Source organism: Streptomyces neyagawaensis (genome assembly GCF_023516595.1).
GTDB classification, from domain to species: domain Bacteria; phylum Actinomycetota; class Actinomycetes; order Streptomycetales; family Streptomycetaceae; genus Streptomyces; species Streptomyces neyagawaensis.
This window is the reverse complement of record NZ_JAMGBG010000025.1, coordinates 146,558-169,433: the sequence shown is the minus strand read 5'-3', so window position 1 is coordinate 169,433 and position 22,876 is coordinate 146,558. Positions and strand designations below refer to the sequence as shown.

Sequence of the window (22,876 nt, the reverse complement as noted above, 5' to 3'; positions counted from 1 at the left end):
CGTGACTTCGGCCGGCCGCGGGTTCGCTCGTGGTCGGCCGTGCGGTTCCCCGCGCCCCTTACCGGGGCCGGGGAACTCTTCGTTTACGAGGGCCCCAGCAGTCCGGCTCCTACAGGTCCAGATCCGCGAACAGGGCCGCGTGGTCCGAGGCCTGGTCGAGCTTCGAGGTGACCGTGGTGAAGGACGGGAAGGTCCTCGGGGCCCAGATGCCCCGGCGCTCCACGCCCACATGGGTCACCGCGTCCCACAGCTCGGGCGAGAACAGCAGGTAGTCGAGCTTCTGCTCGTCGCGCTTGCCGGTGCCGTGCGTGCCGGGCAGGACCCCTTCGTAGCTGTCGTGGGTCATGGCCTCGCGCAGGCCCGCGTCGAGGAGGAGCTTGACGGGGGCGCTGTCGAGGGAGTCGTTGAGGTCGCCGGCGACGACGACACGGGGCGAACGGCGGAGCGCCGCCTCGTAGATCTCCTGTACGCGCAGGGCCTGGGCCTTGCGGCGCCTGTCGTTCTCGGAGGCGCGGCCGAAGCCCTTGCTCTTGAAGTGGTTGCCGAGGACCCACAGGGGCTCACCCGGTATCTCGATCTCGAACTCGGGGCAGTCCCGGCTGAACACCGGCTGCCCGGACTCGCCCGGGTCGAAGATGTGCGACCGCACGGACGTGATCGGGAACCGGCTGAGGATGCCCACGTCGATGCCCCGGTTGTCGTTGCCGTCGACCAGCAGGTTGAACGGGTAGGGACGGTTGCCCAACGCCCCGCCCAGGACCTGGGAGTTGAAACGGTCCAGGGTGATGCGGTCCTCCACCTCGACGGTGAGGAGGATGTCTGCGTCGACCTCCGCCATCACACGGGCGGTGTTCTCCACGGCCTGCCAGCTGAGGTCGCCGCGCACCATCTCCGCCCAACCCGCCCACTTCGAGCGGCCCTTGGCGACGATCCGGATGCCCGAGCCGCCGGCCTGGCCGACCGTGAACAACTTGGCGCCGCCCCGTGGCTGGTTGACGAGGAACGGGTGGTCGCCGCCCCCGGCCGGGTCGTGGGCGCCGTGCTTCACGATCAGCTCGGCGATCCGCTCCTTGTCCGCCTCCGCGTAGATGTCCTTGTCCAGGAGGGCGACCAGTTCGTTGAAGTCGTCCAGGATCTCCTTGCGCCGCTCGGGGTCCTGGAGGCCGAACACCTTCGGCCGGCGGAAGAGGTTCTCGGCGTTGAACGTGGCGATACGGATCGTCATGCGCCCTCCAGGGAGCCGCGCGGCCGATGCCGGGGCGCGGTGACCGCGCGCCGACCCTTCGCATGGTCCGATTGTCGGAGGGCGGACGAACCGTGTCCAACGGAATGTCAGGGCGACTTCCGGAGTTCCCGGAAATTTCTCGTAAGCGGCACCCATCCGCATCCGTCCCCGCTCCGAAGGAGAGGTCATGAGGCCCGCAGCAGGCGGGCCGCGCATCTTCCACGGGGGCGTACATGCGCAAGCAGGCAGTCATCGGCGTACTCACCATGGCCGTCGCGGTCGGCACGGTCGGCGCGGTCGGATCGGGGGCGCTCGGCGGAGCCTCGTGGTCGGGGTCCGGGGCGACGTCCAGGGCGTCGATGTCCGGGGCGGCGGGTGACGCGGCCGGTTCCGGTGACGGTACCGGTATCGAGGCCAAGGGCGGTGTGCCGGTCGGCGGGGCTCGGGTGCCGAGCGGGCTGAAGGCCGTCGGGCTCACCGCCGACCAGCGGCTCGTCGTCTTCCGGATCGACAGGCCCGGGGCCGCCGTACCGCTCGGCAGGGTCCGCGGGCTCAAGGGCGACACCCGGCTCGTCGGCATCGACTACCGCGTCCAGAACAACAAGCTGTACGGCGTCGGGGACCAGGGTGGCGTCTACACGCTGCGGGAGGCGGGCGCCAAGGCCACCAAGGTCTCCCAGCTCTCCGTTCCGCTCCAGGGCCGGTCGTACGGCGTCGACTTCAACCCCGCAGCCAACCGGCTCCGGGTGATCAGCGACACCGGGCAGAACCTCCGCCACAACCTCGACGACCCACAGGGCGCCCCGGCCGCCGGGACGACCGCCGTCGACGGCACCCTCACCAACCCGCCGGTCCCGCCCGCCACCGGCGGCGCGACCGCGTCAGGGGTGACCGGGGCGGCGTACACCAACAACGACCTCGACGTCGGCACGGCCACCACGCTGTTCGACCTCGACACCGCCCTGGACCGGATCTCCGTGCAGTCCCCGGCCAACGCGGGGAACCTCGCGCCCACCGGCGGGCTCGGCGTCGACCTGCCGCCGACCGCCGGGTTCGACATCTACGGCACCGGCCGGAACGGGGTGAACGCCGGATACGCGGTGACGGGGTCGCGGGTGTACGGCGTCGACCTGCTGACCGGGCGGGCGCGCGAACTGGGGAGCTTCCCGAGGGCGAGGCAGGTGATCGATCTGGCGATACCGCTGCGGCAGGGCTGACCCGGGTGGGCAAGGTCCGCCGGTGAGCAGGGGGCGCTGGTGACCAAGGAGGGCTGACAGATGACAGCTGACAGATATTGAAATCTGTCAGCTGTCATGTCAGGGTGGTGGCATGACCACACGAACCCGCACCCTCGGAACCACCGGCCCCCAGGTCTCCGCCCTCGGCCTCGGCTGCATGGGCATGTCCGCGCTGTACGGCGCGGCCGACCGGGCCGAGTCCATCGCCACGCTCCACGCCGCCCTCGAAGCAGGGGTGACCCTGCTCGACACCGGCGACTTCTACGGGATGGGCCACAACGAGCTGCTGATCGGCGAAGCCCTGCGCGCCGCACCGGCCGCGCACCGGGAACAGGCCCTGATCAGCGTCAAGTTCGGGGCGCTGCGCGACCCCGACGGCGGCTGGTCCGGCTACGACGGCCGGCCGACGGCCGTGAAGAACTTCGCCGCCTACTCGCTCCAGCGACTCGGCACGGACCACATCGACATCTACCGCATCGCCCGCGTCGACCCCGACGTCCCGATCGAGGAGACGGTCGGCGCGATCGCCGAACTCGTCGAGAAGGGGTACGTCCGCCACATCGGACTCAGCGAGGTCGGCGCGGAGACGATCCGCCGAGCGGCCGCCACCGCCCCCATCACCGACCTCCAGATCGAGTACTCCCTCATCTCGCGCGGCATCGAGGACGAGATCCTCCCCACCGCCCGCGCACTGGGCATCGCCGTGACGGCGTACGGGGTGCTCTCCCGCGGTCTGATCTCCGGCCACTTCACCCCCGACCGGCAGCTCGCGGCCGGTGACTTCCGCTCCCTCTCGCCCCGCTTCCAGGGCGACAATCTCAGGCACAACCTGGACCTGGTCGAGGCGCTGCGGAAGATCGCCGAGCAGAAGGGCGTGACCGTCGCGCAGATCGCGATCGCCTGGGTCCTCTCACGCGGCGAGGACATCGTGCCGCTCGTGGGCGCCCGCCGCCGCGACCGGCTGGCCGAGGCGCTGGGCGCGCTGGAGGTACGGCTCGACCAGGCCGATCTGACGGCGATCGAGGAGGCCGTCCCGGCCGGCGCGGCAGCGGGCGACCGCTACCCGGCGGCCCAGATGGCACACCTCGACAGCGAGCGCTGACTCCCGCTCCGGGTACGGTTCCGGACATGACGCCGACCACCGAGACCCTGACCGCCGAGCGCATCCTCGAAGCGACCGAGGAGGTCCTGCGCCGCCACGGCCCGGCCAAGGCCACCGTGGTCGACGTGGCCCGCGCGCTCGGCGTCAGCCACGGCAGCGTCTACCGCCACTTCCGTACGAAGGCGGCGCTGCGGGAGGCGGTGACCAAGAGGTGGCTGGACCGTACGTCCGCGTCCCTGACCGGCATCGTCGCCGAGGCCCGCGACCCGGAGGCCCGGCTGCGCGACTGGCTCGCCGCCCTCTTCACGGCCAAGCGGCGCAAGGCGGGCGACGACCCCGAGCTGTTCGCCACGTACCAGGTCCTGACCGGCGAGAACGTCGAGGCCGTCGGCGCCCACATCACCGACCTGACCGGGCAGCTGACCCGGATCATCCGCGACGGGGCGGACACCGGCGCCTTCACCGTCACCGACCCGCCGACCACCGCCCGCGCCGTCTTCCACGCCACCGCCCGCTTCCACGACCCCGGCTACGCCCAGGACTGGGACCAGCCGGACATCGACGCCCAGTTCGAGGCCGTCGTGGAACTGGTGGTCCGGGGGCTGCGGGCCTGAGGGGGAGGGGGACCGGCGGTGGGCGTCCGACGGAGGGCGCTCGGCGTCCGCCGCCCGGCGTTCAGCTGGGGGCGCCCGGCGCCCGGCGGTCCACCTCCGCCGCCTCCGCCAGGCGTCCGGCGTGGGGCGTCCGGCGTCCGGCTTGGGAAGCGCGCCGCCCGCCGCCCGGCGTCCAGCTGCTCGCCGTCCGCCCCCCGGCGCCCGGCTTGAGGCACTCGGCGTCCGGCGCCCCCCGCCCGGCGCCCGGCGTCAGGGTGTTGTGCGTGGGGCGCGTCCCTAGGCCACGCAGAACTCGTTGCCCTCCGGGTCGTGCATCACCCACCAGTGGCCCGCCGGGCCCTTGTCCACCTCGTGCAGTCGGGTGGCGCCCAGGGTCTCCAGGCGGGCCACCAGGTCGTCCAGGCCGCCCGGTTCGGCGTGGACGTCGATGTGGAGGCGGTTCTTCACTGTCTTCGGCTCCGGGACGTCCTGGAAGAGGAGGCGGCGGCCCCGGCCGATGCCGGTGAAGGCGTCGTACGGGTCCTCGGGGTGGCGGACGGCGGCGTACCCGCGGAACACGGCGTGGCCGGCGTGCTCGCCGACGGCCTCCTCGGGAAGGTCGCCCGTGGAGCGGAGGTGCGCGATCAGCGCGCTCGGATCCTCCACCTCGTAGCCCAGCGCGGCGGCCCAGAAATCGGCCAGGGGCTGCGCGTCGCGGGTGTCGATGACCAGTTTCCAGCTCAGTGCGGCACTCATGTAACCGGTTATAGTGGTTACATGCCCTCGTCGTCCACAGCAGCCACGCCGGAAGGGGCGCCTTCCAGGTCCACGGAAGGGCCGGGAATCCCCCTGCGCTCGTACACCGGCCATGTCTTCCGGTTCGATCCGGGCGCCCTCTGTCTGGAACTCCTCGTCACCGGAGGTCCCGGCGCCCTCGCCCGCTACGAGGTGCTGCACACCACCGAGGACCTGGCCGCCTGGGTCGGCAGGTCCCGGCTCACCCCCACCCCGGACACCCTGGACCTCACCGACGCCGACGTGGAGCACGTACGGCGACTGCGCGACGCGCTGCTGCGCACGGTGGTCTCCCGCCTCCACCCGGACGGACTGGCCCCACTGGACCTCCCGGCGGCCGGCCCCGCCGACCTGCGCGTCATCAACGACGCGGCGGCACGACCCCCGCTCGCCCCCGCCCTCGGAGAGGACGGCACCCGGCGCTGGTCGCCCGCCCCGGCGAGCGGCGCCCAGCTCGCCTCCACCGTCGCCCGCGACGCCGTCGACCTGCTCACCGGGCCGTACGCGGACCGCGTCCGCATGTGCTCCGGCGAGCGCTGCTATCTGATCTACGTCGACACCTCGCGGCCCGGCCGCCGCCGCTGGTGCTCCATGGAGCACTGCGGCAACCGCAGCAAGGTCCGCGCCCACCGCGCCCAACGCGCGCGCCGCACCGACGAGTCCGCCCCGCACGAGGAGTGATCGCCATGGCCGCCACCGGACTGACCCAGGACGCGGGATGGGAGATCGGTGTCTCCCGCACGCTCGCCCAACCACCCGCCGCTGTCTGGGAGTTCATCAGCGGACCGCGGGGGCTGGCGCTGTGGCTCGGGGTCGGGGCGCGGCTCACCCCCGAGCGCGGCGCCCCGTACACCACCGACGCGGGGATCGGCGGCGAGGTGCGCGGATACCGGCCCGGCGAACGGATCCGGGTGACGTACGGCGACACGACCGCCCAGGTCACCGTCTCGGCCGCCACCGGGGGCAGGGCGGTCCTCCGGTTCCACCAGGAGCGGATGGCGAGCGCCGGGGAACGCGAGCGGCGCAGGGAGCACTGGCGGCGCGTGCTGGACCGGGTCGCACAGGCCCTCGACGCACGGGCCTGACCACCCGGCCGGTTCAGGAGGCCGCGGGGTCCACCGTCGCCTGGTGGGCCTCGGCGAGATGCTCCTGCGCCTTCAGCCACGGCAGGAACTGCGCGCCCTTGCGCCAGCCGCACGTGTCGCATCTGATCGTGCGCTGCACACCGGAGCGCTGGACCCGTACGACGTGCTGTCGCCCGTGCTGGTCCCAACGGCTCACCTTGCTCGAGTTGTTCGAGTTGATCGAGTTGCTCGACTTGTTCTCCGACATCAGGTCTCCAGCCGACACGTCGAGGGTCGTCGGCCTTTCACCGACCGCTGCCCGTGAGGAGTGTGCAGCAAGACCAACATCAACAGGGTCGATCCGGCCATGAGTTGTCCCACCCGGGCGCCGGTCGGGCCGGGGCGGCGGACCCGTGCCCTCCGTATGCGCTGCCGCCGTGCTCCCCGCGTGTCGGCCGTGCGTGTACCGCGTGCGAGGATGACGGCTGTTCGAGGACGACGGCTGTTTTGAGACGGCCGGGGCGGCGGAGATTGGGACGCGATGATCGGGACGGTGTTCCGTAGCGAGGACGTGCCGGCGGACGACAGGTTCGACCACTGGCGGGAGATGGTCGGCCGGATGCGTTCGCCCAGCGACATCATCAGCGCCCACACCACCGACTTCTGGGCGGAGTTCCGGCTGATGGAGCTGGGCCCGGTGACCGTGTGGCCCACCTCGTTCCTGCCGACGCGCTATCGGCGCAGCCAGAGGATGGTGCGCCAGTCCGACCCCGAGCTGTACCACCTGTCGCTGCTGCTCGACGGCGAGTTGACCCTCGACCACGCGGGACGCAATGGCGCGTTCGGCGCGTTCGACCTGCACCTCGCGGACAGTTCGCAGCCGTACGACCTCCGGCCGGCGGACGATCTGCGGCCCGCGCCCCTGCGGGGTGTGGGCGTCGACTTCCCCAAGTCGCTGCTGCCGCTCCCGCCGCACCGCGTGGGGGAGTTGCTGGGCCGTGGCCTTCCGGGCCGGGAGGGCATCGCCGCGCTGCTGACGGACTTCCTGCTCGGTCTGGAACGGCAGGCCGACACCCTCAGCCCGGCCGACGCGCCGCGCCTCGGGACGGTCGTCCTCGACCTGGTGTCCGCCGTGCTGGGCCAGGCGCTGGACGCCGAGGCCGCGCTGCCCCCGGAGACCCGCCAGGAGGCCCTCGCCCGGCGCATCACCGCGTTCATCCGGCAGAACCTGCACGACCCGGAGCTGACACCGCCGGTGATCGCGGCCGCGCACCACATCTCCGTCAGCTATCTGCACCGGGTCTTCCAGCAGCACACCCGGGGCGAGACGGTCGCCGCGTGGATCCGGGCCCGCCGCCTGGAAGGCGCCCACCGCGACCTCGCCGACCGCTCCCTGCGCGCCACCCCGGTCCACGTCATCGCCACCCGCTGGGGCTACCCCCGTGCCTCCGACTTCACCCGAGCCTTCCGCACGGCGTACGGCGTCCCGCCCACGGAGTACCGCCAGGAGGCGCTGGCGGACAGGGATTAGCGCCGTAGCAGGGAACCTTTGATGTGTGACGGATGGCCGGCATCTGTTGCGGCGGGCGTGTGCCTTGACAGCTGTGTACGGGGGAGCGGTGCACACTGTCGGCATGGCCGAGAACGAAGCGCAGGTCAGCCCTCCTGAGTCGCTCCTCCTGTTGATCGACAATCTCGCACGGTTCCATCGCGAGCATGAGGAGTACTACTCTCAGGCGCCCTTGCGGCAGGCCGGTGAGCTGCAGGCGCGCTCTCGGGTGCTGAAGGCGTTGGCCGACCGGTGGAGCGAGGTCACCGTGGGGGAGCGGGCGTCGTCGGTCGGGTTCACCGGTGCGGAGGACCTGAATGCCCCGGGACTTGTCGCCGAGTCGGGAGTCCTGTTCATGGAGGGTGAGGGCGAGCCGGCCGAATTGCAGCGGCTGAAGCGTGAGGTGCGACAGGTCGCGGATGACGCCGAACAGACGGGTGCCTGGCTGGCTCAGGCGATGGAGCAGGCGTGGGAGATCGCGGGGAGCCTGGCCATCTACCCCGCGCTGGCTGACCTGCTCGGGGAACGGCACCGGATCATCTCCAATGACTGGCAGTCGGCTGCACTGCAGTCCCTGATCGCTCGGCTGCTGCGGCGCGCCCTGGACGTGCTGACCGAGGTCGACTTCGCACCGGCGGCACTGCGGGCCGACCTGACAGGCGAACGGCGGTCGCCCGCCTACCTGCACTCGGCTTCCGAACTGCTGGACCGGGCGGCGGACCTCATGGCGGAGTCGGCGATGCTCGTGCATGACAACGAGCGGCGCTGGCGTGTCTTCCGTGCCCGAGTCCGCGAGTTGCAGTCCACATGGACAGGCCCTCAGGGTGGAGATCACCGCGCGAGATGATCTCCGTTCGGCAGGAGTGATCACTGCCGCCCGGAAGGCGACGGCGTCCACCACACCACGCTCGGCATCACCCGACCGCACAACCTCACCATCGCTGAACAACGCACACGACCGACGGGTCATCCCGCACCCCAGCGATCATTTTCGGGACAGCCCTCAGGGCGCCCCGACCCCCGCCGCGTCCCGTGTCTCCGGGGACTCCAGGCGGGCCGCCGTGCGTTCGGCGGTGGCGCGGGCCCAGGGGCCGGTGGTCAGTGCGCCCAGGGTCAGGACGGCGAAGCCGCAGGCCGCGATGATCCACCACGCGGGGCGGGCCGCCGACACGAACGACTCGGCGTACGAGGACGCCCCCACGCCCGCCGCCAGCACCGCCCCGATCACGGCGACCCCCAGGGTCTGGCCGATCTGCCGGCTGGTGGAGGCGACCGCGGCGGCGACACCGGCCTGCGCGCGGGGCATGCCGGAGACCGCCGTGTTGGTGATGGGCGCGTTGACGAAGCCGAAGCCGATACCGAACAGCACGTACCCGATGACCAGGGTGACGTTCGCCGTCTCCGCCTCGAACGCGGCGAACAGCACCCCGCTCGCGGTCATCGTCACCCCCGCGACGAGCAGCGGCAGCCGTGGGCCCCGGCTGCCGACCAGCCGCCCGGCGACCGGCGCGCACACGAAGCACAGGAAGGCCATCGGGAGCATCCACAGCCCGGCGTGCAGGGCGTCCAGCCCGCGCACGTTCTGCAAGTACAGCGTCGACAGGAACAGGAAACCGCCGAGCGCCGCGAACGCGCTGACCGCGATCACGGTCGCCCCGCTGAACGGCGCCGAACGGAAGAAACGCAGGTCGATGAGGGGCTCGTCCCGGCGCGGCTCGTACCGGAGCAGGCCGATCAGCGCGGCGAGGGCGACACCGCCGAACACCAGCGTCCGCCCCACGGGCGCTGTCGGCGCCTCGATGATCGCGTACGTCAGTGAACCCAGCAGCGCGATGACCAGGAGCTGCCCCACGGGGTCGGGGCGGCGGGCCTTCGGCGCCCGGGACTCCGGGACGAACCGCCAGGTCAGGGCGAGGGCGGCCAGACCGACCGGGAGGTTGATCCAGAAGATCGAGCGCCAGCCCACCGACTCCACCAGGACACCGCCGATGATCGGCCCCGCCGCCATCGAGATGCCCACCACCGCGCCCCACACCCCGATCGCCCGGGCCCGCTCGCGTGGCTCCGTGAACGTGTTGGTGATGATCGACATCGCGACCGGGTTGAGCATCGAACCGCCGACCGCCTGCACCATCCGGAACACGACGAGCGCGTCGAGGTTCGGGGCGAGCGAGCACAGCGCCGAGCCGATGGTGAAGACGACGAGGCCCGCCATGAAGACCCGTTTGCGACCGATGCGGTCCGCCGTGGAGCCCGCCAGCATCAGCAGCGAGGCCAGGACCAGGGTGTAGGCGTCGATCGTCCACTGGAGACCGGCGACGCTCGCGCCCAGGTCGCGTTGCAGGGTGGGCAGGGCGACGTTGAGGACGGTGTTGTCCAGGCTCACGATCAGGAGGCTGGTGCAGCAGATCGCGAGCACCAGCAGACGATGGCGACGGCTGAGCTCGGGCATGCCCTCCATCGTACGCCCGAGTCAATAGTGCGCCTAACTAATGAATTGGGGTGTCGACGGGGGCAGGGGGTATCGGCGGGGCGAGGGTGCGCCCCCGCTACCGCTACTGCCACCAACACCGCTACTGCCACCGTCACCATCCCCACCACCCCCACCACCCCCACCACCCCCACCACCCCCACCACCCCCACCACCCCCACCACCCCCGCCACCGGCCCCGGGCCGGGGCTCGGCCGGCGTGCGGGACAATGGGGGAATGTCCACGCCCTCGACCGCGGCCGTCGCGCCCCTCCGGATCGGTCCGCACACCGTCACCCCGCCCGTCGTCCTGGCCCCCATGGCCGGGATCACGAACGCGCCCTTCCGCACCCTGTGCAGGGAGTTCAGCGGCGGCAAGGGTCTCTTCGTCAGCGAGATGATCACGACGAGGGCGCTGGTCGAGCGCAACGAGAAGACCATGCAGCTGATCCACTTCGACGCGACCGAGAAGCCGCGCTCGATCCAGCTGTACGGCGTGGACCCCGTGACCGTCGGCAAGGCCGTCCGCATGATCGCGGAGGAGGGCCTCGCCGACCACATCGACCTGAACTTCGGCTGCCCGGTCCCGAAGGTGACGAGGAAGGGTGGCGGCTCCGCCCTCCCGTACAAGCGGAACCTGCTCCGCGCGATCCTCCGCGAGGCCGTCTCCGGCGCCGGGGACCTCCCCGTCACCATGAAGATGCGCAAGGGCATCGACGACGACCACATCACCTTCCTCGACGCCGGCCGGATCGCCGTCGAGGAGGGCGTCACCTCCATCGCCCTGCACGGCCGCACCGCCGCCCAGCACTACGGCGGCACCGCCGACTGGGACGCCATCGCCCGGCTGAAGGAGCACGTCCCCGAGATCCCGGTGCTCGGCAACGGCGACATCTGGTCCGCCGAGGACGCCCTGCGGATGGTGCGCGAGACCGGCTGCGACGGAGTCGTCGTCGGACGCGGCTGCCTGGGCCGGCCGTGGCTGTTCTCCGATCTCGTCGCCGCCTTCGAGGGGCGTACCGAGGACATCGCTCGCCCGTCGCTGCGCGAGGTGGCCGACGTCATGGTCCGGCACGCCACCCTCCTCGGGGAGTGGATCGAAAATGGCGGGGCGGCCCAAAGGGCCCCGGTTGAGGGTGGTGGCGGGAGACGGGCGGGCGAGTCCAAGGGTGTCGTCGACTTCCGCAAGCACGTCGCCTGGTACCTCAAGGGCTTCGCCGTCGGCTCCGAGATGCGCAAGCGGCTCGCCATCACCTCCTCCCTCGCCGAACTCCGTGCGGGCCTCGACGAGTTGGATCTGGACCAGCCGTGGCCGGCCGGCGCCGACGGTCCCCGCGGCCGCACCTCCGGCAACAACCGCGTCGTCCTCCCCGACGGCTGGCTCAAGGACCCCTACGACTGCGCGGGCGTCGGCGAGGACGCCGAACTCGACACCTCCGGCGGCTGACCCGGCCACCGCCACCCGGCTGCCGCCCCCCGGCCCAAGCGCCCACAACTGGCCACGATCGAGGGCCTGTTGTCCCGTTCCGTCGTCGTTCCGGGTCGTTCCGGTCGTTGTACGGCCGGTTTCCGTCATCTCGGAATGAGTGGGGAAATGTCCGGGTAGCGCGCTTCGGTGTGCGGAGCGAACGAGACCCCGAAGACGGCGAAGACGACAACGAAGACGACGAGGCAGACGACGAAGAAGACGGCGGAGCGGCCCACTCGCCGTACCGCGCGGAAACCGGCCGCACGGCCGAACCGGCAGTTCCCGCCCCCCGCGCCGCCCCCACCCCCGCCGTCCTACGTCCCGCACTGCTCCCACCACGTCTCCTACCTCCTGACCGTCCTGGACCGGCTCGTGCCCGTCGGCACCCGGTGCGCGGTCATCGGAGCCCCGCTCAACTCCAACGTCGGCGACAGCGCGATCTGGCTCGGCCAGCGCGCCCTGCTCGCCGCGCTCGGCGCCGAGGTGCGCTACGCCTGCGACCTGATGTCGTACGACGCCGCCCACCTCGCGGCGTGCGTGCCGGAGGGGCCGATCATGCTGACCGGCGGCGGCACCCTCGGCGACCTCTGGGAGGACAGCCAGCTGCTGCGGGAGCGGGTGCTGCGTGACTTCCCCGACCGCCGGATCGTCCAGCTGCCCCAGTCCGTGCACTTCACGGACCACACCAACCTCACCCGCGCCCGCCGGGTCTTCGACGCCCACCCCGACCTCACCCTGCTGCTGCGCGACCGGCACAGCCTGCACCGCTGCCGCACCGTCTTCGAGGCGCCCGCGCTGCTCGTGCCCGACCTCGCGTTCGCCGTGCCCCCGGACGCGCTGACCGGCGGGGCGGCCAGCCATGACGTCGTCTGGCTGGCCCGGGAGGACAAGGAGTCCGCGAAGGGCCCGCCCGCCGTGCGGGGCGCGCTCGGCGGCCGGTGCGGCGGCCCGTACGTCTTCGACTGGGCCCGCGAGGCCACGGACGCCGAGTGGCGGCAGGCGAAGGAGACCCTGTGGCGGGGCCGGGCCCGCGCCCTGTGCCGGGCCTCCTCGGGCGACCCCGTCGGGGCCGCCCCCGGTCTCCTCGCCGTCTACGACGGCCTCGCCCGCCTCCAACTCGCGCGCGGCTGCCGCCTGCTGACGTCCGGCCGGGTCGCCGTCACCGACCGCCTCCACGGCCATGTCCTCGGTCTGCTCCTCGCCCTGCCGCACGTCCTCGTCCCCGACCGCTACGGCAAGATCCGCAGCTACTGGGACACCTGGACCGCCCACCGGCCCCCGACCGCGCCGGGCGCGACCGTGGCCTGGGCGGGCACCGAGGCGGAGGCGAGGGAGACAGCGGGCAGGCTCCTCGTCGACCTGCCCTGAGGCGCGCCCGGGCGCGCGGCTACGCGCCCCCGACCGCGGTCAGCAGCGCCAGCGGCGCCGCCGCCGACCGGGACTCCCGCACACACGCGTGCGGGTACGGCACCGGCTCCGGATGCGTGTCCCTGCCGCACCCGGCGAGCACCTCCGGCAGCCGGTGCCCCATGGCCGTGGCCGCGTCCACCAGCCCGCCCGCGACCGTGCGGGCCTCGTCGTGCAGCCCGTACCGGGCCAGCCCCAGGGTGATCAGGGCGTTGTCGTGCGGCCAGACCGATCCCCGGTGGTACGACAGCGGATGGAACGCCGGCTGCCCCGAGGCGAGCGTCCGCACGCCCCACCCGGAGAAGAAGTCCGGTTCGAGCAGCCGCCGGCCGACGGTCTTGCCGTACTCCTTGTCCAGCAGCCCCGACCACAGCAGATGCCCCGCGTCGGAGGCGAGCGCGTCCGTGCGGCGGCCCTCGCTGTCCAGGGCCAGCGCCGGGAAGTCGTGCTCCGGCATCCAGAAGTCCCGCTGGAAACGGTCACGGAGATCACCGGCGGCCTGCTCCAGGAGCGCCGCGTAGACCTCGTCCTCCCAGACCGTCCGGGCCAGCGCGGCGGTGCGGCGCAGCGCGTCGTACGCGTAGCCCTGGGCGCCCGCCGCCATCACCGGCCCGGCGGGCGGGCGGCTGCCGTCGGCGGAGCAGATGGCGCCGGGGGAGTCCTTCCAGTTCTGGTTGGAGAGACCGCCCTGGTCGGCGCGGTACACGAGGTAGCCGCGGGAGGTGAGGCCGCCGTGGTCCAGCATCCAGCCGATCGCGGCCCGCGCCTGCGGCTCCAGTCGGCGGGCCAGGGTGACGTCACCGGTCTGCTCCACGTACGCGCCGAGCAGCACCAGGAACAGCGGGGTCGCGTCGACCGAGCCGTAGTAGCGGCCGTACGGCACCTGCCCGAAGTGGGCCAGCTCGCCGTGGCGCACCTCGTGGACGATCTTGCCGGGTTGGGCGACTGCGTCCACGCCGACCTCGGTGGCCTGGGTGGCGGCGAGCGCGAGGAGCGTGGCGGCGGCCGGTTCCGGGCGGTAGGGCAGGGTGAACAGCGACGTCAGCAGCGCGTCGCGGCCGAGGAGGGTCAGGAACCACGGCACCCCGGCCGCCGGCACCCGGAGGTTCTCGCCGTCCGGTCCGGTCGCGGGGACCTGGAGCGCGGCGAGATCGGCGAGGCCCCGCGAACAGGCCGCGGCCAGCTCCGGCCAGCCGGTCGGGAGGGCGATGCCCTCCATGAACTCGCCCTCGGAGGCGAGGACCTGGTGCGTCACGGAGGCCGGGGAGGCCGGTACGCGCAGGGGCCGCCGGTCGCCGTGCGGGCGGGCCATCACCCGCAGGGTCAGCTCCATCGAGCCGTGCGGCTCGAGGTCCAGCGCCCAGACGAGGCGGCGCGCGCCCGTCCCGGTCTCCTCCACGGCGTCCGGCGCGGGCTCGGCCGTGACCGTCGTGCAGGACCGCCACTCGCCGCGCCGGTAGCTGAACTCCACCCCGTCGTCGAGGACCTCACGCTTTCTGACGGCGCCGGTCTTGGCGTACGTACGGAAGTCGGAGCGCAGCTCGAACTGGTCGGTGAAGTCGGCGTCCACCGTGAGCGCGATCCGGACCGTCGTCGGCACCGGACGGTTGCTGGTGACGCGCAGCGCCTCGACGAACGCGCTGTCGGAGACGGCCTGCTCCCGGAAGAGCGTGTACGCGGGCGGCTCCTGGCGCCCGCCCCGGGGGACGAGCACACACCGCGCGGTGTCGCCGTCGCCGACCGGGGTGAGCGTCTCGGGGACGGCACCGTCGACGGTGAGCTGCCACCGGCTCAGATGCCGTGCGTCCCGTACGAACAAGCCGTCCGGGGAACTGCCGCCCCGCCGCCCGCTGATGTCGCCGCCGTCGCCCACGGCGGCGAACGTGCCGCCGCGCACGAGCAGATGATGCCGGTCCGTCATCGCCGGTCCCCTCCCTGGTCACTCATGTCGCACGTATCGAATCCGGCCCGGTTGTCGTGGTGACGGTCGTCGTCGCGGTCCGGTCCGTCGCCGCTTCGGCGGCCGTGGTCGTCCTGATGCAGCAGATCGAGGGCGAGCGCGGCGGTCCAGCTGAAACCGAGGGCACCGCAGGGCTCGCCCGTGTACGGGTCGACGTACTCGGCGAAACCGGAGGCGCCCGCGGTCTCCAGCAGCGCCGACCGCAGCGCGTCCGCCCGCCCCAGCTCCCCGTGGAGCCTCAGGCCCCGCTCCAGCATCCAGTTGGTGTTGAACCAGGCCGGGCCCCGCCAGTACCGGTGCGGATCGAACGCCTCGCCCAGCAGGTCGTACGAGGGCACGAGCCGGGTGGTGTCCCCGAGCCCGAAGTGCGGTCCGTGCGCCGTCCGCACGAGGGCGGCGACGATCTCGCGGGGCAGGCCGGGCACGAGCAGGGGCAGCAGTCCGGAGACACCGCGCTCGGGGACGAGGCCGCCACCGATGACGTCCCGGCACAGGAACATCTCCTCCGCCGGGTCCCACAGCCGCTCCACCAGGGCCGCCGTCAGCCGCTCCGCGCGGGCGTCGCGGGCCGTGCCGGTCGCCCCCAGCTCCGCGGCGATACGGGCCAGGGCGTGCTCGGAGGCGATGAGGAGGGCGTTGAAGGCGGGGTCCTCGACGGCGAACTCGCTCCGCCCGTCGGCGTATCCCCCGTCCCGGTAGTCCGTCGCCAGTCGCACGTACCGCCCGTAGTCCAGATCCGTCGGCCGGTCCTCGGCCGCGCCGTGCTCGAGGTCGGCGCGGCGGAAGGAGCGGGCCGGGGCCGGGGCCACCCGGGACAGGGGCGCGTCCCAGGCGGGGCTGTTGTCCATGCCCTGCTCCCAGGGGTGGACGACCGAGGCCAGCCCGCCGCCGCCCAGGTCCCGGCGGTGCAGCAGATAGCGGTGCCAGGCGGCGAGCCGCGGATACACCCGGGGCAGGAAGCCGCGTGCCCGGGAGAGCCCCGGGTCGGAGCGGTGCACCAGCCACGCGGCCAGCGCGTGCACCGGCGGCTGCACGATGCCGGAGGTCTGGGTGGTGCGCGGGGCGCCCGCAGCGCGCCCCGCGGTCGAGGAGCGCCAGAAGTCGGGGCTCGGGAAGTACGCCTCCAGCGGCACCGAGGGGTTGAAGACGATGTGCGGGATCCGTCCGTCCCCCCACTGCGCGTCGAGCAGGGTCTCCAGCTCGGTCTGCGCCCGCAGCTGCGACAGATGGCGCAGCCCGATCGCGATGAACGCCGAGTCCCACGACCACTGGTGGGGGTACAGCCGGTGGGAGGGCACCGTGGACGCCCCCGTCCAGTTGCCTTCCAGCACCTCGGCGGCCCCGCGGTGCAGCGATCCTCCCCGGAGGCCCGGATCGTATACAGCGCCTTCAGGACGGACGCCCGTGCCTGGTCGGCGGGCTGTGAGCTGGGTTGTGCGATCCACTCAGGGCTCCCCGAGAACAAGGTGCCGACCGGTTCGGCAGTAGGTACCGTAGGGTTACGTCTATTTAACACGCAAAACTCAATATGTAATGCAGAGTTGGGGAACGCAAGAGGGTGAGCGCAAGCGGTCGCGCGGAACGGTCCGCGGACGATCGCGGGAGCGGTGCGTCGCCGGGCCGCCGGGGCGGGGATGATCGGGTGAGGGACCGGGCGAACGGGAGGTCGTGAAGGTGGGCAGTCACGCCGGTGCAGGAGATCTGCTGGAGTTGGTCCGCAGTGGCCGGGCCACCACCCGTGGCGCGCTCCAGCAGGCGACGGGCCTGTCCCGGGCCACGGTGGGTCAGCGCCTCGACCGGCTGTTCCGTGCGGGCTGGCTCCGTGAGGGCGCAGGCGGCCCGGTCGGCTCCCCGCTGGGCGGACGCCCTTCCATCACACTGGAGTTCGACGACGAGCACGCGGTCGTCCTCGCCGCCGACCTCGACACCCGCCACGCCCGCGCCGCCGTCGTCTCCCTCACCGGCGAGATACAGGCCGAGCACAGCGGCACCCTCGTCCTCGAGGACGGCCCCGAGGCAGTCCTGGACGGCCTCGGGCGCTGGTTCGCCGAACTGCTGGAGAAGGCCGGGCAGCCGGCCGACGCGGTCTGCGGCATCGGGCTCGCCGTGCCCGGACCGGTGGAGATGGACACCGGCCGGGTGGTGCAGCCGCCGATCATGCCCGGCTGGGACGGCTACGACATACGCGGCCGGCTGGCCCGCGCCTTCGCCGACCACGCGTCCGGCCCGCCCGGAGTCCCCGTCCTCGTCGACAACGACGCCAACCTCATGGCGTACGGCGAACAGCGCACGGGATACCCGGACTGCTCGGCGTTCGCGCTGGTCAAGGTGTCCACGGGTATCGGCGCCGGCGTGGTGGTCGGCGGCTCGATCTACCGGGGCGTCGACGGCGGCGCCGGCGACATCGGCCACATCAGGGTGCCCGCCGGCGCGGACGCCCAGTGCAAGTGCGGGTCCTACGGCTGTCTGGCGGCGGTCGCGAGCGGCGGCGCCGTCGCGCGGCGGCTGAGCGAGGCCGGGGTTCCGGCGGCCTCCGGCTCCGATGTGCGCGATCTGCTGGTCGCCGGGCACCCGGGCGCGACGGCGCTCGCACGGGAGGCGGGTCGCTCCGTGGGCGACGTCCTGGCGACGGTGGTGACCCTGCTGAACCCCGGCGTCCTGATGATCGCCGGAGACTTGGCCGGAACCCCCTTCCTCACGGGTGTGCGCGAACTGCTCTACCAGCGGGCGCTGCCGCGCTCCACGGCCCATCTGGACGTCGTCACGTCCCGGCTGGGGGAGCGGGCGGGTTTGGTCGGGGCGGGCGCCCTGGTCGTCGAGTACCTGTACGCGCCCGAACGAGCGGAGGAGCGGCTCGCGGCCCTGGGGGTGTGACGGGTGCGTCCGCCGGGCGTGTGACAGGCGGGTTTCCGTCCCGTGCGGCGGTCCGCATGGTGAAATCCCGGCCTCCGTGAACGCGTGATTCTCGCCACCCCTGATAAGGGCTGCGCTCAGATGAGCGGATCTTGGGTGGTTCCGGGTCTTCAAAGGGTGGCACTGAGTGCCACCCTTTGATCGTTCATCGCGCGAACTCAGACGTGTTGATTGCCGCTCATCTGAGCGGATATTGCGGGTCTCGAACCGTGTCGCCTTCAAGAGGTGAACACATCAGCGTTCAACACCTTGCCAAGCCTTGACTTTCGATCTGCTGGCGGACGGGTGGTTACAGGCGCATGACGCACAAGTGGACGTACCCAGGAGCCTTCGATCTGGGTATGTTCCTCGCCGTCAGGGCAGCCACCGCGTCCTCAAGGAGTTGGGACCTGTGTCGGAAAACAAAGATCCCCACGTAGGCCACGTGACTCAGAGCGTTGAGGGCGTGAAGTTCGTCTATGACTTCACCGAGGGCAACAAGGACCTCAAGGACCTCCTCGGTGGCAAGGGCGCGAACCTCGCCGAGATGACCAACCTCGGTCTTCCGGTGCCTCCCGGCTTCACCATCACCACCGAGGCATGCAAGGTCTACCTGGACAGCGGCGACGAGCCCGCGGCACTGCGTGACGAGGTGAGCGCCCATCTGGAGGCGCTCGAGAAGCGCATGGGCAAGAAGCTCGGCCAGGCCGACGACCCGCTCCTCGTCTCGGTCCGTTCCGGCGCCAAGTTCTCCATGCCCGGCATGATGGACACCGTCCTCAACATCGGCCTCTCCGACAAGTCCGTGAAGGGCCTCGCCGACCAGGCCGGCGACGAGCGCTTCGCGTGGGACTCCTACCGCCGGCTCATCCAGATGTTCGGCAGGACCGTCCTCGGCGTCGACGGCGAACTCTTCGAGGACGCCCTCGACAAGGCCAAGGAGACCAAGAACGTCACGGTCGACACCGAGCTGGAGGCCGCCGACCTCAAGAAGCTGGTCACCACCTTCAAGAAGATCGTCAAGAAGGAGGCCGGCCGGGACTTCCCGCAGGACGCCCGCGAGCAGATGGACCTGGCCATCAAGGCCGTCTTCGACTCCTGGAACGGCGACCGCGCGAAGCTCTACCGCCGTCAGGAGCGCATCCCGCACGACCTCGGCACCGCCGTCAACGTCTGCTCCATGGTCTTCGGCAACCTCGGCCCCGACTCCGGCACCGGCGTTGCCTTCACCCGCGACCCCGCCTCCGGCCACCAGGGCGTCTACGGCGACTACCTGCAGAACGCCCAGGGCGAGGACGTCGTCGCGGGCATCCGCAACACCGTCCCCCTGGCCGAGCTGGAGTCGATCGACAAGAAGTCGTACGACCAGCTGATGCAGATCATGGAGACGCTGGAGAACCACTACAAGGACCTCTGCGACATCGAGTTCACCATCGAGCGCGGACAGTTGTGGATGCTCCAGACCCGCGTCGGCAAGCGCACGGCGGGCGCCGCCTTCCGGATCGCCACCCAGCTCGTCGACCAGGGCCTCATCGACGAGGCCGAGGCGCTCCAGCGCGTCAACGGGGCGCAGCTCGCGCAGCTGATGTTCCCGCGCTTCGACGAGGACGCGAAGGTCCAGCAGGTCGGCCGGGGCATCGCCGCCTCGCCGGGCGCGGCCGTCGGCAAGGCCGTCTTCGACTCGTACACGGCCGTGAAGTGGTCCCGGTCCGGCGAGAAGGTCATCCTGGTCCGCCGGGAGACCAACCCCGACGACCTCGACGGCATGATCGCCGCCGAGGGCATCCTGACCTCGCGCGGCGGCAAGACCTCCCACGCGGCCGTCGTCGCCCGCGGCATGGGCAAGACCTGTGTCTGCGGTGCCGAGGAGCTGGAGGTCGACACCAAGCGCCGGCGGATGACCGTGCCCGGCGGACATGTGGTGGAGGAGGGCGACCTCATCTCCATCGACGGCTCGTCCGGCAAGGTCTACCTGGGTGAGGTCCCGGTCGTCCCGTCCCCGGTCGTGGAGTACTTCGAGGGCCGGATGCACGCCGGCGCCAACGACGCCGACGAACTGGTCGAGGCCGTCCACCGGATCATGGCCTTCGCCGACCGCAAGCGCCGGCTGCGGGTCCGGGCCAACGCCGACAACGCCGAGGACGCGCTGCGCGCCCGCCGCTTCGGCGCCCAGGGCATCGGCCTGTGCCGCACCGAGCACATGTTCCTCGGCGACCGGCGTGAGCTAGTCGAGCGGCTGATCCTGGCCGACACGGAGACGGAGCGCGAGGAATCCCTGAAGGCGCTGCTCCCGCTGCAGAAGCAGGACTTCGTCGAGCTGTTCTCGGCGATGGACGGACTGCCGGTGACGATCCGTCTCCTCGACCCGCCGCTGCACGAGTTCCTGCCCGACATCACCGAGCTGTCGGTCCGGGTCGCCCTCGCGGAGTCCCGCCAGGAGCCCCACGAGAACGAACTCCGCCTTCTCCAGGCCGTCCACCGGCTGCACGAGCAGAACCCGATGCTGGGTCTGCGCGGCGTCCGCCTCGGCCTGGTCATCCCCGGCCTGTTCACCATGCAGGTGCGGGCCATCGCGGAGGCGGCGGCCGAGCGGAAGAACGCCAAGGGCGACCCGCGCGCCGAGATCATGATCCCGCTCGTCGGCACCGTCCAGGAGCTGGAGATCGTCCGCGAGGAGGCCGACCAGGTCATCGCGGAGGTCGAGGCGGCGACCGGTACGCAGCTGAAGCTGGCGATCGGCACCATGATCGAGCTGCCGCGGGCCGCGCTGACCGCCGGTCAGATCGCGGAGGCGGCGGAGTTCTTCTCCTTCGGCACGAACGACCTCACGCAGACGGTGTGGGGCTTCAGCCGGGACGACGTGGAGGCGAGCTTCTTCACGGCCTACCTGGAGAAGGGCATCTTCGGCGTCAGCCCGTTCGAGACGATCGACAAGGACGGTGTGGGCTCCCTGGTGAAGCTGGCCGCCGAGGCCGGCCGCGCCACCCGCCCCGACCTCAAGCTCGGCGTCTGCGGCGAGCACGGTGGCGACCCCGAGTCGGTCCACTTCTTCCACGAGGTCGGCCTCGACTACGTCTCCTGCTCCCCGTTCCGCATCCCCGTGGCCCGCCTGGAGGCCGGCCGCGCGGCGACGCAGTCGGAGGGCAGCGACCACCGCTAGCGACCCCCGCCGACGTGCACCGCGAGGCACCCGCCACGCATCCCGGACCCCGGAACCGCCGCTTGTCCCCGACCGACCCTCACCGATGGGCGGCGGTTCCGGATCACGAAAAGAGGGCGGCACCCCGTGCGGGGGGTGCCGCCCTCCGCGTGAGGGAAACTCAGTGGCCCGTGAGGCCGGGCTGTCGGTAGCGTCGGGGCACCGCCGACCGCGCCGGGCAGCCGGCCCGTTCCCCGAGGGTGAGTTCCGTGAGTACGCCGCGCAGGACGTCGTCCGCCACGACCACGCTGTGGCGTCCCACCGGCCCCGAGGAGCTCGCGCTGGTACGGGAGTCGGGGTGGAGGGCCTGGCCGCCGCGCCTGCCCGAGCAGCCGATCTTCTACCCGGTGCTCAACGAGGACTACGCCGTGAAGATCGCGCGGGACTGGAACGTGAAGCACAGCGGGGCCGGCTTCGTGACCCGGTTCGAGGTCGAGACCGGGTTCCTGCGCCGCTACCCGGTGCGCCAGGCCGGCGGCGAGACGATCCTGGAGCTGTGGGTGCCCGCCGAGGAGCTCGACGAGTTCAACGCGCACATCGTGGGCCCCATCGAGGTCACTCACGAGTTCCGCTGAGCGCCCCCGATCTCCCGCAGCACCGCCACGAGTTCGTCCAGCTGCGCGTCGTTGATCTGTTGTGCCTCGGGTGTGTCGACGTGCAGCGTGTTGACGTGCAGGCCCGCCGCGGTCCGGTGGAACCAGTGGCTGATGCCGTTGCCGCAGGCCGCCCACACGTGCAGCTTGGGCTTCCACAGGGGGTGCTGCTCGCCGCCCGGAGCCCTGCGGAAGTCGATGTACGAGAAGAAGTTCACGGCGTACGGCCAGTGGTGCAGACGGTAGGCCTCCGGTGCGAGCAGCTCCCAGGCCCGTACGAACGGGACGTCCACGTGCCGCTGCATCTCGGTATAGGCGGCGCTCGCCCCGGCGATGGTGGCGGCAAGGCCCCCGACGCCCGCCTCGCCCACCTCGAACTCGATGGGCATCGTGTTCACGAACCAGCCGAGGGAATGCTCCCAGACCTCCGCGTTCCTCTCACTGACCGGCAGCAGCCCCCGGTACACCGAGGGGCCTCCCAACCGGCGCAGTGCCGTCGCGACCGCCGCCAGGACGCCGGTGAAGACGCTGCCCCCAGCCGCACGGGCACCCGCGGCCAGCGCCTTCGTCTCGTCGGCGTCCAGCAACCGGCGGCTGCGGTTCGCCATCGGGTACAGGCGGTCGTCCGCCACCCCGATGTCGAAGGGGAACCGGGGGAAGAACCCACCGTTCCGGGCGGTGAATCCCTTCCAGTAGTCCAGCCGGTCGTCGTCGGGCCGCAGGGACGACCAGCGGCGGCGTTGCGCGTCCCCGAAGGTCAGATAGCTGGCCGTCGGCGGCAGTTCGGGGAGACGGCCGGCCGTGTGCGCCGCGTATGCCGTCTGGATCTCGTTCACCACCACGGGCATCGACATGCCGTCGCACACGAGGTGGTCGAAACAGAGATAGACCGTGGAACGCGACTCCCGGACCACCGCGCCCATCAGGATCAGCGGCCAGGACAGCGTGTCGATGCTCTTGAACTCCTTGTCCAGATGGGTGTGCAGTCCCTCCGGGGTGTGGAAATGGCCGACCTGTTCCGCCTCCAGCGAGACCGATTCGGGTGAGAGGGCCGTGCAGGTCAGATCACCGGCCAGCCGCCGGAATTCACAGCGGAGCACCTCGTGGCGGCGTACGAGGAGAAGGAGGGCGGATTCCAGCGCCGCGATGTCGAGCCGGCCCTCGATCTCGAAGGTGATCGTGATGGAACTGGCGATGCAGTCACTCGTGCTCCGTGTCGCCTGGGACGACGAATGGTGTTTGTCCTGGTTGAAGGACGCGGACTTGGACACGGCGGCCGGATCGTCTCCCCTGGAACGGGGGGTGTGTTTGGCGCGCAGGG

19 protein-coding genes are annotated in these 22,876 nt (G+C 71.7%); 12 read left to right on the top strand and 7 right to left on the bottom strand.

What is annotated here, in order from left to right:
• Window positions 1–109: 109 nt before the first annotated feature.
• Window positions 110–1,225 (bottom strand): endonuclease/exonuclease/phosphatase family protein, encoded by a 1,116-nt coding sequence (locus M8J73_RS13420; protein ID WP_055541297.1) that lies wholly within the window; start codon window positions 1,223–1,225, stop codon window positions 110–112.
• A 233-nt stretch (window positions 1,226–1,458) separates the two neighbouring features.
• Between M8J73_RS13420 and M8J73_RS13415 the strand changes: the two genes are divergently transcribed.
• From M8J73_RS13415 to M8J73_RS13405, 3 genes are all read left to right on the top strand, one after another.
• Window positions 1,459–2,442, top strand: coding sequence for a DUF4394 domain-containing protein (locus tag M8J73_RS13415; protein WP_055541298.1), 984 nt, complete (start codon window positions 1,459–1,461; stop codon window positions 2,440–2,442).
• Between the two features lie 112 nt (window positions 2,443–2,554).
• Window positions 2,555–3,565 carry an aldo/keto reductase gene (locus tag M8J73_RS13410; protein ID WP_055541299.1) on the top strand — a complete coding sequence of 337 codons (1,011 nt, stop codon included), beginning with the start codon at window positions 2,555–2,557 and terminating at the stop codon, window positions 3,563–3,565.
• Window positions 3,566–3,591: 26 nt separating this feature from the next.
• Window positions 3,592–4,179 carry a TetR/AcrR family transcriptional regulator gene (locus tag M8J73_RS13405; protein WP_249828645.1) on the top strand — a complete coding sequence of 196 codons (588 nt, stop codon included), beginning with the start codon at window positions 3,592–3,594 and terminating at the stop codon, window positions 4,177–4,179.
• 276 nt (window positions 4,180–4,455) lie between these two features.
• Here the strand turns inward: M8J73_RS13405 and M8J73_RS13400 are convergent, their stop codons facing one another.
• The gene (locus tag M8J73_RS13400) at window positions 4,456–4,914 is read right to left on the bottom strand and encodes a VOC family protein (RefSeq protein ID WP_249828644.1); all 459 of its coding nucleotides are present in this window, start codon (window positions 4,912–4,914) and stop codon (window positions 4,456–4,458) included.
• 21 nt (window positions 4,915–4,935) lie between these two features.
• Between M8J73_RS13400 and M8J73_RS13395 the strand changes: the two genes are divergently transcribed.
• Window positions 4,936–5,634 (top strand): CGNR zinc finger domain-containing protein, encoded by a 699-nt coding sequence (locus tag M8J73_RS13395; RefSeq protein WP_079054792.1) that lies wholly within the window; start codon window positions 4,936–4,938, stop codon window positions 5,632–5,634.
• 5 nt (window positions 5,635–5,639) lie between these two features.
• Window positions 5,640–6,038: an SRPBCC family protein gene (locus tag M8J73_RS13390; protein WP_055538409.1), complete on the top strand. Its 399-nt coding sequence runs from the start codon at window positions 5,640–5,642 to the stop codon at window positions 6,036–6,038.
• A gap of 13 nt (window positions 6,039–6,051) precedes the next feature.
• Here the strand turns inward: M8J73_RS13390 and M8J73_RS13385 are convergent, their stop codons facing one another.
• Window positions 6,052–6,285, bottom strand: coding sequence for a hypothetical protein (locus tag M8J73_RS13385; RefSeq protein WP_055538408.1), 234 nt, complete (start codon window positions 6,283–6,285; stop codon window positions 6,052–6,054).
• Between the two features lie 273 nt (window positions 6,286–6,558).
• On the opposite strand from M8J73_RS13385, the gene M8J73_RS13380 reads away from it, so the two are divergent.
• Window positions 6,559–7,548: an AraC family transcriptional regulator gene (locus M8J73_RS13380; RefSeq protein WP_055538407.1), complete on the top strand. Its 990-nt coding sequence runs from the start codon at window positions 6,559–6,561 to the stop codon at window positions 7,546–7,548.
• Window positions 7,549–7,651: 103 nt separating this feature from the next.
• Window positions 7,652–8,413 (top strand): hypothetical protein, encoded by a 762-nt coding sequence (locus M8J73_RS13375; RefSeq protein ID WP_055538406.1) that lies wholly within the window; start codon window positions 7,652–7,654, stop codon window positions 8,411–8,413.
• A gap of 156 nt (window positions 8,414–8,569) precedes the next feature.
• Here M8J73_RS13375 and M8J73_RS13370 read toward each other — a convergent pair whose 3' ends face one another.
• Complete coding sequence (locus tag M8J73_RS13370) at window positions 8,570–10,018, bottom strand: MFS transporter (protein WP_055538411.1); 1,449 nt, start codon at window positions 10,016–10,018, stop codon at window positions 8,570–8,572.
• A gap of 256 nt (window positions 10,019–10,274) precedes the next feature.
• Between M8J73_RS13370 and dusB the strand changes: the two genes are divergently transcribed.
• Window positions 10,275–11,483, top strand: a complete 1,209-nt coding sequence (gene dusB / locus M8J73_RS13365; protein WP_055543427.1) for a tRNA dihydrouridine synthase DusB — start codon at window positions 10,275–10,277, stop codon at window positions 11,481–11,483.
• Between the two features lie 168 nt (window positions 11,484–11,651).
• Window positions 11,652–12,872: a polysaccharide pyruvyl transferase family protein gene (locus tag M8J73_RS13360; RefSeq protein WP_249828643.1), complete on the top strand. Its 1,221-nt coding sequence runs from the start codon at window positions 11,652–11,654 to the stop codon at window positions 12,870–12,872.
• 19 nt (window positions 12,873–12,891) lie between these two features.
• Here M8J73_RS13360 and M8J73_RS13355 read toward each other — a convergent pair whose 3' ends face one another.
• On the bottom strand, window positions 12,892–14,832 hold the full coding sequence (locus M8J73_RS13355) for an amylo-alpha-1,6-glucosidase (protein ID WP_055538904.1): 1,941 nt from the start codon (window positions 14,830–14,832) through the stop codon (window positions 12,892–12,894).
• Window positions 14,829–16,316, bottom strand: coding sequence for an MGH1-like glycoside hydrolase domain-containing protein (locus M8J73_RS13350; protein ID WP_079054849.1), 1,488 nt, complete (start codon window positions 16,314–16,316; stop codon window positions 14,829–14,831). Before M8J73_RS13350 ends, M8J73_RS13355 begins: the two co-directional genes overlap by 4 nt.
• A 229-nt stretch (window positions 16,317–16,545) precedes the next feature.
• On the opposite strand from M8J73_RS13350, the gene M8J73_RS13345 reads away from it, so the two are divergent.
• From M8J73_RS13345 to M8J73_RS13335, 3 genes are all read left to right on the top strand, one after another.
• A complete protein-coding gene (locus tag M8J73_RS13345) occupies window positions 16,546–17,745 on the top strand; it encodes an ROK family protein (protein WP_249828642.1) in 1,200 nt (399 codons plus the stop codon).
• 430 nt (window positions 17,746–18,175) lie between these two features.
• Window positions 18,176–20,923 (top strand): pyruvate, phosphate dikinase, encoded by a 2,748-nt coding sequence (gene ppdK / locus M8J73_RS13340; RefSeq protein ID WP_055541904.1) that lies wholly within the window; start codon window positions 18,176–18,178, stop codon window positions 20,921–20,923.
• Between the two features lie 248 nt (window positions 20,924–21,171).
• Complete coding sequence (locus tag M8J73_RS13335) at window positions 21,172–21,537, top strand: hypothetical protein (RefSeq protein WP_055541903.1); 366 nt, start codon at window positions 21,172–21,174, stop codon at window positions 21,535–21,537.
• Here M8J73_RS13335 and M8J73_RS13330 read toward each other — a convergent pair.
• Entirely contained in the window at window positions 21,522–22,826 is a 1,305-nt protein-coding gene (locus tag M8J73_RS13330; RefSeq protein WP_240501660.1) for a condensation domain-containing protein, read from the bottom strand. The genes M8J73_RS13335 and M8J73_RS13330 overlap by 16 nt on opposite strands.
• Between the last annotated feature and the right edge of the window lie 50 nt (window positions 22,827–22,876).

Excerpts from the sequence above, each read along its gene's own strand:
- M8J73_RS13415 (WP_055541298.1), top strand. The coding sequence starts at position 1,459 with ATGCGCAAGCAGGCAGTCATCGGCGTACTCACCATGGCCGTCGCGGTC.
- M8J73_RS13395 (WP_079054792.1), top strand. The coding sequence starts at position 4,936 with ATGCCCTCGTCGTCCACAGCAGCCACGCCGGAAGGGGCGCCTTCCAGG.
- M8J73_RS13375 (WP_055538406.1), top strand. The coding sequence starts at position 7,652 with ATGGCCGAGAACGAAGCGCAGGTCAGCCCTCCTGAGTCGCTCCTCCTG.
- M8J73_RS13420 (WP_055541297.1), bottom strand. The coding sequence starts at position 1,225 with ATGACGATCCGTATCGCCACGTTCAACGCCGAGAACCTCTTCCGCCGG.
- M8J73_RS13355 (WP_055538904.1), bottom strand. The coding sequence starts at position 14,832 with ATGACGGACCGGCATCATCTGCTCGTGCGCGGCGGCACGTTCGCCGCC.
- M8J73_RS13410 (WP_055541299.1), top strand. The coding sequence starts at position 2,555 with ATGACCACACGAACCCGCACCCTCGGAACCACCGGCCCCCAGGTCTCC.
- M8J73_RS13400 (WP_249828644.1), bottom strand. The coding sequence starts at position 4,914 with ATGAGTGCCGCACTGAGCTGGAAACTGGTCATCGACACCCGCGACGCG.
- M8J73_RS13405 (WP_249828645.1), top strand. The coding sequence starts at position 3,592 with ATGACGCCGACCACCGAGACCCTGACCGCCGAGCGCATCCTCGAAGCG.
- dusB (WP_055543427.1), top strand. The coding sequence starts at position 10,275 with ATGTCCACGCCCTCGACCGCGGCCGTCGCGCCCCTCCGGATCGGTCCG.
- M8J73_RS13390 (WP_055538409.1), top strand. The coding sequence starts at position 5,640 with ATGGCCGCCACCGGACTGACCCAGGACGCGGGATGGGAGATCGGTGTC.
- M8J73_RS13370 (WP_055538411.1), bottom strand. The coding sequence starts at position 10,018 with ATGCCCGAGCTCAGCCGTCGCCATCGTCTGCTGGTGCTCGCGATCTGC.
- M8J73_RS13385 (WP_055538408.1), bottom strand. The coding sequence starts at position 6,285 with ATGTCGGAGAACAAGTCGAGCAACTCGATCAACTCGAACAACTCGAGC.
- M8J73_RS13380 (WP_055538407.1), top strand. The coding sequence starts at position 6,559 with ATGATCGGGACGGTGTTCCGTAGCGAGGACGTGCCGGCGGACGACAGG.